A 7,198-nucleotide genomic window follows, 5' to 3' on the forward strand; every position below is an offset into this window, starting at 1 on the left:
ACGAACGGGGAGACCATGAGCACGCACCGCGTCCTGACCACCCTGGGCTGCGCCCTGGCCGCCGTACTGGCGACGGCCGGATCCGCGGCACCACCGCCCCAGCCCGCGACCGCGACGGCCGTACGCACCCACGACGGCCCGGTGCGGGGCGTCGCGCACGACGGCTACCGCACCTTCGAGGGCATCCCCTACGCGGCACCCCCGGTCGGCAGGCTGCGTTGGGCGCCGCCCCACCGTGCGGCCCCTTGGAGCGGGGTACGGGACGCGACCGGGCCCGCGAGCGCCTGCCCGCAACCGGCCGGCGAGGTGCCCGGGGGCAGCACCGACGAGGACTGCCTCCACCTGAACGTCACGACACCCGACGGTGCGGCACCGGCGCACCCCCGGCCGGTGATCGTATGGCTGCACGGCGGCGGCTTCACCACCGGAGCGGGCAGCTCGTACGACGCCCACCGCATGGCGACCCGCGGCGACGTCGTGGTCGTCACCGTCAACTACCGCCTCGGGGCCCTCGGCTTCCTCGCGCACCGTGGGCTGCCCGGCTCCGGCACCTTCGGCCTGGCCGACCAGCAGGCGGCGCTGCGCTGGGTGCGCGCCGAGATCGGCGCCTTCGGTGGCGACGCACACAATGTGACGCTGGCCGGCGAGTCGGCGGGCGGCTACAGCGTCTGCGCCCAGCTCGCCTCACCCGCCGCCGCGGGGCTCTTCGACCGGGCGATCATCGAGAGCGGCCCGTGCACCGGTCGCCCCGACCGGCCGTTCGCGCCGTCCTCCGTGCCGCTGTCCACGGCGCGCGCCGCGGGCGCGGACCTCGCTGCGAAGGTCGGCTGCGGCTCCGCCCATGACGCGTTGGCCTGCCTGCGGCGCGTGCACGTCTCCCGTCTCCTCGCGGCCCAGGGCACCGATCAACAGCCCGCCTACGCAACCCCGTTGCTGCCCTACGACCCCGCGGCGGCGATCACCGCCGGCCGCCTCCACCATGTCCCCGTGCTCATCGGCAACAACCACGACGAGGGCAACGGCTGGGCCGCCGGCATCGTCCAGGCCGGTAACCCCGTCACCCCCGACACCTGGCCAGACATCGCGGCCACCTTCTTCCCCGCCCCGGGGCAGGCGAAGGCGATCGTCCGCGAGTACCCGGTGCACCGCACCGACGGGGGCCCGGTGTTCGGCGCGGTCATCGGCGACGCCGACTTCGCCTGTCCGACGGCGCGCACCGACGGTCTGCTCGCCGCCCAAGTGCCCGTCTGGCGCTACGAGTTCGCCGACGAGCACGCTCCGCCGCTCACCCCGGGCACGCCGCCCTTCCCGCTCGGCGCACCGCACGCGAGCGAACTTCCCTACCTGTTCGACCTCGGCGGCCGCCCCCGCGAACTGACCGCGGCACAGCACCGGCTGGCCGACACCATGATCGACTACTGGACCCGCTTCGCCGGCACCGCCGACCCCAACGGCCCGTCGTCGCCGCGCTGGCCCCGGCGGACGGTGCTGTCCCTGGCCCCGGACCACATCGTTCCCACCCGCACGACACAGACCCGCCACCACTGCGCGTTCTGGAACGCCCTCGACTGACCACGCAGACGAGGGCGGTGCGACCTGCCCTGCGGCCGGAGAAGCGTGCAGGTGCAGACCTGTCACCGGGAGAAGCACGCCTGCCCCTGCACGCCGGGGCCCGCATGCCTCCCCCAAGAGGGCGGGCCCTGTGACCCTCCTTGCGGGTCACCTCCTCCAGCGGATCATGGACCTGAAGCGTCACAGGGGACGGCGGACGGTCACGAGATCAACACGCTTGTGACGACGGGTACTTGACGTCGCCACGAGTCGGCCGGGGCACCTTGACGCGAAAGCCGACCGGACTCGACCCCTGGGGCTGGGGCGTGGCCGTCATCAAGAACGGCATCCTCCAGTGCACCATCGACCAACAGCCGTACCACCATGGCCACTTGGCCACGGACACCGTGTGGCTCCACCAATTCAACGGCGACTTCAGCGGCGGCGCGGACAGGAGCCCGTCCTCACCGGGCCGGCCATCGTCGACAAGTCCGACATCGCCGCCATCGAGAAGTACGCCTCGAAGGGCACCCGGTAAGAATCCAGCACCGTGCACGGCCGCACACCGAGCCGGCGGTGAGCACACCGCCGGCCTCGGGCCGTCTGTCCATGCGCTGCTGTTCCTGATCTCAGCGCCGCCAGCGGCTGCGGAGAGGTGTGGAATGCTGCGGTCATGAACACCGCAAGCCGACCGGTCGACGCGGAAGACGTCAGGCAGGAGATCCTCGACGAGGCCGCGGGAGGCCGGCCGTACCTACTGCGCGATGCCCGCGTCACCGGGGCCTTGCTGCTGGACGGCGCCGAGATCAGGCGGTCCGTGCGGTTCGAGGAGTGCCGGTTCGACGAGGCCGTCAGCCTGGAGGGGGCGACTACGCTCGGGGTGAGTCTCGTCGACTGCACGCTGCCCGGCTTCCGGGCGCCAACCGCACAGTTCGGCGGGCGACTTGACCTGCGCCGCTCGACCATCGGCGGGGACGGGGGCAACGCTCTCGAACTCGTGCACGCGGACATCGCGGGAGCGCTGCGACTCGACGGGGCACGGCTCATCGCGCCCGGGCGGCTGGCGGTGGATGCCGGCGGCCTGGTGATCCGGGGTGGTGTGTTCTGCGAGGACGGGTTCGTCGCCGAGGGCGAAGTCAGCTTCCCCGGGGCCGAGTTGCCCGGCGGGCTGTGGATGCGCGGGGCGCGGATCACGGTGGGCGCGCCGGACGCGTTCGCCTTCCACGGGGACATGCTCAAGGCGTCGACCGTGCGGCTGTCACGGGGGTTCAAGGCCGACGGCAGGGTGCGGCTGCGCAGCGTACGGATAGAGGACCTGCTGACCTTCGACGATGCCGAACTGCTCGGCTCCGGCACGTCGTTGATGTGCGTGGGGATGCAGGCCGGTGCGCTCGACCTGCGGTTCAGATACAGGCCCGCGGGCGGCGTGAACCTGCGCACCGCGCACGCGGACCGCATCCAGGACCACCCGTCGACCTGGCCGAAGACGCTGGGCCTGGACGGGCTGACGTACGGCTGGCTGGGCGACACGGCGCCCACCCGGCGCGAGGACGTCGAGAACCGGCTGGCGTGGCTGCGCCACCAGCCCGTGTACGTCCCGCAGCCGTACGAGCAACTCGCCTCCCACTACCGCAGATGCGGGCACGAGGACGAGGCTCGGCGGGTGCTGCTCGTACGGGAGCGGCGCCGACGGGCGACGCTGAGCCCGGCGGGCAGAGCCTGGGGCTGGCTCCTCGACTCCACGGTCGGATACGGCTACCGCCCTTGGATGGCCGGGATCTGGCTGGCGCTGCTCACCCTCGTCGGCTCGCTCGTGTTCTCGGCGCACAGGCCCGTGCCGAACACGAAGGGCGAGGGCACTCCGTTCTACCCGGTCGTCTACACCTTCGACCTGCTGGTCCCGATCGGCGGCCTCGGTCAGCGCGACCACTGGCACTGGGCGCAGGGCGGTGTGCAGGGCCTGGCGTACGCGCTGATCGCGATCGGCTGGGTTCTGACGACCGCGGTGGTGGCCGGCGTGACACGGACGCTCAGCAGGAACTGAGCGGCTCGGGTGAAGTCGGCTGCTGGTTGGCCAGATGATCGATTCCAAGGGTTCGTGGTCGTGGTGATTCCGGACGGGAGGGGCGGCGCGGCCCATAGGCTGGGCCCTCCGTCCGCACACGCTGGGGGAGTAATGACCAGTAGGTTCACCGAGTTGGTTGTCGACTGCCACGATCCGGAGCGGCTCGCGGCCTTCTGGTGCGCGGTCCTGGGCTTCAAGGTGATCGACCGGAGCGAGGACAAGGTCGAGATCGGTTCCTGGGAGCCGACCGTCGAGGAGGTCCGGGCCCGCCAGATGCCGCCCACGCTGCTCTTTGTCCGAGTGCCCGAGGGCAAGACCATGAAGAACCGGCTCCACCTGGACGTCAGCCCGATCGACGGCAGTACCGACGACGAGGTAGCCAGGCTGGTCGGCCTTGGCGCCACCAAGGCGGACGTGGGCCAGGCCCCTGGCCGGAGCTGGGTGGTCATGGCCGACCCCGAAGGCAACGAGTTCGACGTCCTGCGCACCCTGGCACCGTCCAACTAGACGATCCGGGCGGCCGCTTCGGTTCGCCCTTGCGCGGTCGGCCGCGGCAGTCGGATGCCGTGCTCGTGCTCGGCCGGCTGGTACTCGAAGTCGCGGATGAAGTAGTTCTTGTTGCCGATCAAGGTCTGTCCGGGCCGGGCGGCGAGGAGTTGTCGATCAGCTTCGTGAGTTGCACGAACTGCCGGCTCGGCGGGATCTGACCCGCTGCACCCGGCAGCGGGCGGAGTGCTTCCGTGGGCGGAGCCCTGGAGCTGGCAGGAGGCGAGCGCGGCGGCCCTGCTCGCCACCGCGCAGCCCGGAGTTGAACGACATCGCCGGTCTGGCGCCGGGCGATGTGCACCGCTCAGTCGCGCTTGGGCCAGACCGGGCCCTGGTCGGTCCAGGTGACGCCCTTGTTGCGGCACAGGCAGAAGGGGTGGCCGATCGGGTCGGTGTAGATCTGCCAGCCGTAGCCCTCGGGGCCGATGAAGTCCTGCCTCAGCGTCGCGCCGAGATCGAGGACGCGGCGCTGCTCGGACTCGATCTCGTCCACTTCGAAGTCGAGGTGGAACTGCTTGGGGTGCTCGGTGTCGGGCCACTGCGGAGCGCGGTAGTCGTCCACCCGGATGAATGCCAGCTCGATCTCGCCGAACTGGATACCGGCCCACTCCTCGGAGCTGCCTTCCTTGATCGGACGGCCCGTCACCTCGGAGTAGAAAGCCGCCAGCTTCATCGTGTCCGGGCAGTCGATGATGAAATCGGTGAGTCGCAGCATCCCGCGATCTTGCCACAAGCCCACACCCGACTTCGAGACATGGCCTGCGCGGCTCCGCTGCGCAGCGATGCCACGGCCGTCGCCGGAACGGACCCCCGCATCGAGGGCACTTGGGCGAGCGCGGTCATCGCCGTCTGCCCGCAGGTCCCCTCCAGGCCTTTGGCGGCCTTCCCGGTCGGCGCGGCAGCGGCGACGACCGCCCCTGCGTCGCCGCCCCGCACTGTTGGTGCAGGCCAGAGCCTTGATCAGCGTTACAGCCCAGTCGAGGTCGCCGACTACCGCTTCGAACGCTGAGGGGCTGCCGGGTTCGTGGCGGAGTTCGTGAGGGCATCGAGCTGGGCCGCGAGGTCGGGGTGGTCGGGGGTGAGGTGGGGGCGGGTGGCGTTGAGGGGGTCTATGAGGACGGCGGGGTCGTCGTGGGCGAGGGCCGCGTGAAGTTGGCTGAGCGGGTTGCGGGCCGCGGTGGGCAGGTCGGTGAGGGCGCTGATCTGGCCGGCGATGCGGCGCAGGTCGGCTGCGTTTGCCCGGGCCCAGGCGGCGGTGGTGCGTTCGGCGGCGCGGCGCTCGCGGGTGGCTTGGACGCGTTGTTCACCGGTGGTTCCTGCTGGGCCGGGCCGGCCCCGCAGGTAACGGCGTTCTGCGGCCTGGCGGCTGGAGACGCCGAGGGGGTGGGCGAGTTCGGCCCAGCTGGCACCCGCCTCGCGAGCGGTTTCGATCAGGCCGGTTTCCCATTCGGCGAGCTGCTCGCGTACCTGCCGCAGCAGGAGAAGGGAGGCCAGGGCCGTCTCCGGGGCGACCTCGTGGGTGTCTGCTGTGCCGCGGTCCTCGTGCCGGGCGGCCTGCAGGGCGTCGTCCATGGCGTGCAGAGCTGCCGCGGCGGCGAGGAAGGACACCGGGCCCGGCGCGCCGCTGCTGGACGATACCGGCTGGTCAGCCTGGGTCATGAACACCTCCTCGGTGTGAGTCATCCTTTGGACGACACCACGTTTGTCATCCAATGGACGACATGCTACAACGGATTCAGCGAGGCGCATTGGCAGCCACTGCCTGAACCTTCCTGGAGGTGTTTTCCGATGTTGATGCGCACTGACCCCTTCCGTGAGCTCGACCGGCTGGCCCAGCAGCTGATGGGCCCGGGCACCTGGTCGCGGCCGTCCCCGATGCCGATGGACGCGTACCGCGAGGGTGACGAGTACGTGGTGGCCTTCGACCTCCCCGGCGTCAGCGCGGACGCGATCGACATCGACGTCGAACGGAACATGCTGACCGTCAAGGCCGAGCGCCGGCCCGTGACGAAGGCCGACGACGTACAGATGGAGCTGTCGGAACGGCCGCTCGGCGTCTTCTCACGCCAGATCGTGCTGGCCGACACGCTGGACACCGAGCACATCCAGGCCGACTACGACGCAGGCGTGCTCACCCTGCGCATCCCGATCGCCGAGCGCGCCAAGCCGCGCAAGATCACCATCGGCGTCGGATCCGGCCGCAAGGAGATCTCCGGCTGATCCGTCGGCCGAGGGCTGAACAACGGCGGCTGAACAACGGCGGAGGACAGGTACCTGATCTCCCCCCGGGGCCTGTCCTCCGTACCCCGTGAGCCGAGGAAGGCAGCGGCCGCGGGCTACGACCTGCTCTTCGGCCGCTGTCAGCCACCTGACCACCCACCCACCGGTGACCGCACACCGGTCACCACGACCCCGGTGACAGAAAGGCAACCACCGCAGTGATGTCCGAGCACAGCGCACCGCTCCAGCAGCCCAATGGAAGAGCGTACGAACACATGCTGGAGAAGGTCCGCTATGACGGCGCCTACCCCACCCGCGAGAAGGCCGAGGAAGCCGTCCGCCTCGTCCTCGCCGGGCTGGGACGCCAGCTGACCGGCGACGAGCGCGTCGAACTCGCCGCCCGCCTCCCCGTGGAAGCCGCACGCATCCTCACCGCACAGATCCCCGACACCCGGCCACTGACCGGCTGGGCCTTCGTCAAGGACCTCGCCGCCCGCACCGGCGCTTCCCTCGCCACCACCCGCTGGGACACCGGATCCGTCTTCTCCGCCGTCGCGGCCTACGCCGGCCCCGATCTCATCACCCGCATCCTGCGCCAGCTCCCCTCCGGCTACGCGCTGCTGTTCGGCCGCGCCGAACTCGCCCGAGCCGCATAGGCGGGCCGCGCCTTCCGCTGCCACGGCACGCCGGTGACCGGACGCGCTGCGCGGGCTCTGCAGCCCCCGGGCACCGCCACCCCGGAACGATTCCCCGCGCAGGACCGCCTCGCGGACGGCGCGCAGTTCATCGCGGGCCGCCTGACGAAGGGCACCTCCG

At 71.2% G+C, this 7,198-nt stretch carries 9 protein-coding genes and 1 pseudogene; 7 read left to right on the forward strand and 3 right to left on the reverse strand.

All coding sequences use genetic code 11. The annotated features are described in order from the left end of the window. Positions 1-15: 15 nt before the first annotated feature. The 4 genes from ACWDAG_RS14695 (at position 16) to ACWDAG_RS14710 (ending at position 4,123) form a co-directional block, all read left to right on the forward strand. A complete protein-coding gene (locus ACWDAG_RS14695) occupies positions 16-1,572 on the forward strand; it encodes a carboxylesterase/lipase family protein (protein WP_450695959.1) in 1,557 nt (518 codons plus the stop codon). 388 nt (positions 1,573-1,960) lie between these two features. After that, positions 1,961-2,089, forward strand: coding sequence for a hypothetical protein (locus ACWDAG_RS14700; protein WP_450695960.1), 129 nt, complete (start codon positions 1,961-1,963; stop codon positions 2,087-2,089). 135 nt (positions 2,090-2,224) lie between these two features. Then, on the forward strand, positions 2,225-3,595 hold the full coding sequence (locus ACWDAG_RS14705) for a pentapeptide repeat-containing protein (RefSeq protein WP_450695961.1): 1,371 nt from the start codon (positions 2,225-2,227) through the stop codon (positions 3,593-3,595). Between the two features lie 132 nt (positions 3,596-3,727). Next, positions 3,728-4,123, forward strand: a complete 396-nt coding sequence (locus tag ACWDAG_RS14710) for a VOC family protein (RefSeq protein ID WP_450695962.1) — start codon at positions 3,728-3,730, stop codon at positions 4,121-4,123. 10 nt (positions 4,124-4,133) lie between these two features. On the opposite strand, the pseudogene ACWDAG_RS14715 reads toward ACWDAG_RS14710, so the two are convergent. Together ACWDAG_RS14715 and ACWDAG_RS14720 are read right to left on the reverse strand one after the other, a co-directional pair. Beyond that, positions 4,134-4,272 (reverse strand): annotated as a pseudogene (locus tag ACWDAG_RS14715) (IS982 family transposase); the annotation flags it as partial. A gap of 194 nt (positions 4,273-4,466) precedes the next feature. Then, entirely contained in the window at positions 4,467-4,877 is a 411-nt protein-coding gene (locus tag ACWDAG_RS14720; RefSeq protein WP_099933139.1) for a VOC family protein, read from the reverse strand. A 39-nt stretch (positions 4,878-4,916) separates the two neighbouring features. Between ACWDAG_RS14720 and ACWDAG_RS14725 the strand changes: the two genes are divergently transcribed. After that, positions 4,917-5,171 carry a hypothetical protein gene (locus ACWDAG_RS14725; protein ID WP_450695963.1) on the forward strand — a complete coding sequence of 85 codons (255 nt, stop codon included), beginning with the start codon at positions 4,917-4,919 and terminating at the stop codon, positions 5,169-5,171. Here ACWDAG_RS14725 and ACWDAG_RS14730 read toward each other — a convergent pair. After that, positions 5,153-5,821 (reverse strand): type III effector protein, encoded by a 669-nt coding sequence (locus ACWDAG_RS14730; protein ID WP_450695964.1) that lies wholly within the window; start codon positions 5,819-5,821, stop codon positions 5,153-5,155. The genes ACWDAG_RS14725 and ACWDAG_RS14730 overlap by 19 nt on opposite strands. A 129-nt stretch (positions 5,822-5,950) precedes the next feature. Between ACWDAG_RS14730 and ACWDAG_RS14735 the strand changes: the two genes are divergently transcribed. Both ACWDAG_RS14735 and ACWDAG_RS14740 read left to right on the forward strand, forming a co-directional pair. After that, complete coding sequence (locus tag ACWDAG_RS14735) at positions 5,951-6,382, forward strand: Hsp20/alpha crystallin family protein (RefSeq protein ID WP_450695965.1); 432 nt, start codon at positions 5,951-5,953, stop codon at positions 6,380-6,382. Between the two features lie 221 nt (positions 6,383-6,603). Beyond that, positions 6,604-7,038, forward strand: a complete 435-nt coding sequence (locus tag ACWDAG_RS14740) for a DUF2267 domain-containing protein (protein WP_450695966.1) — start codon at positions 6,604-6,606, stop codon at positions 7,036-7,038. The last annotated feature ends 160 nt before the right edge of the window (positions 7,039-7,198 follow it).

It is taken from the genome of Streptomyces sp. NPDC001157, from assembly GCF_053598255.1.

Excerpts from the sequence above, each read along its gene's own strand:
- ACWDAG_RS14725 (WP_450695963.1), top strand. The coding sequence starts at position 4,917 with ATGGCCTGCGCGGCTCCGCTGCGCAGCGATGCCACGGCCGTCGCCGGA.
- ACWDAG_RS14740 (WP_450695966.1), top strand. The coding sequence starts at position 6,604 with ATGTCCGAGCACAGCGCACCGCTCCAGCAGCCCAATGGAAGAGCGTAC.
- ACWDAG_RS14735 (WP_450695965.1), top strand. The coding sequence starts at position 5,951 with ATGTTGATGCGCACTGACCCCTTCCGTGAGCTCGACCGGCTGGCCCAG.
- ACWDAG_RS14720 (WP_099933139.1), bottom strand. The coding sequence starts at position 4,877 with ATGCTGCGACTCACCGATTTCATCATCGACTGCCCGGACACGATGAAG.
- ACWDAG_RS14730 (WP_450695964.1), bottom strand. The coding sequence starts at position 5,821 with ATGACCCAGGCTGACCAGCCGGTATCGTCCAGCAGCGGCGCGCCGGGC.
- ACWDAG_RS14695 (WP_450695959.1), top strand. The coding sequence starts at position 16 with ATGAGCACGCACCGCGTCCTGACCACCCTGGGCTGCGCCCTGGCCGCC.
- ACWDAG_RS14710 (WP_450695962.1), top strand. The coding sequence starts at position 3,728 with ATGACCAGTAGGTTCACCGAGTTGGTTGTCGACTGCCACGATCCGGAG.
- ACWDAG_RS14705 (WP_450695961.1), top strand. The coding sequence starts at position 2,225 with ATGAACACCGCAAGCCGACCGGTCGACGCGGAAGACGTCAGGCAGGAG.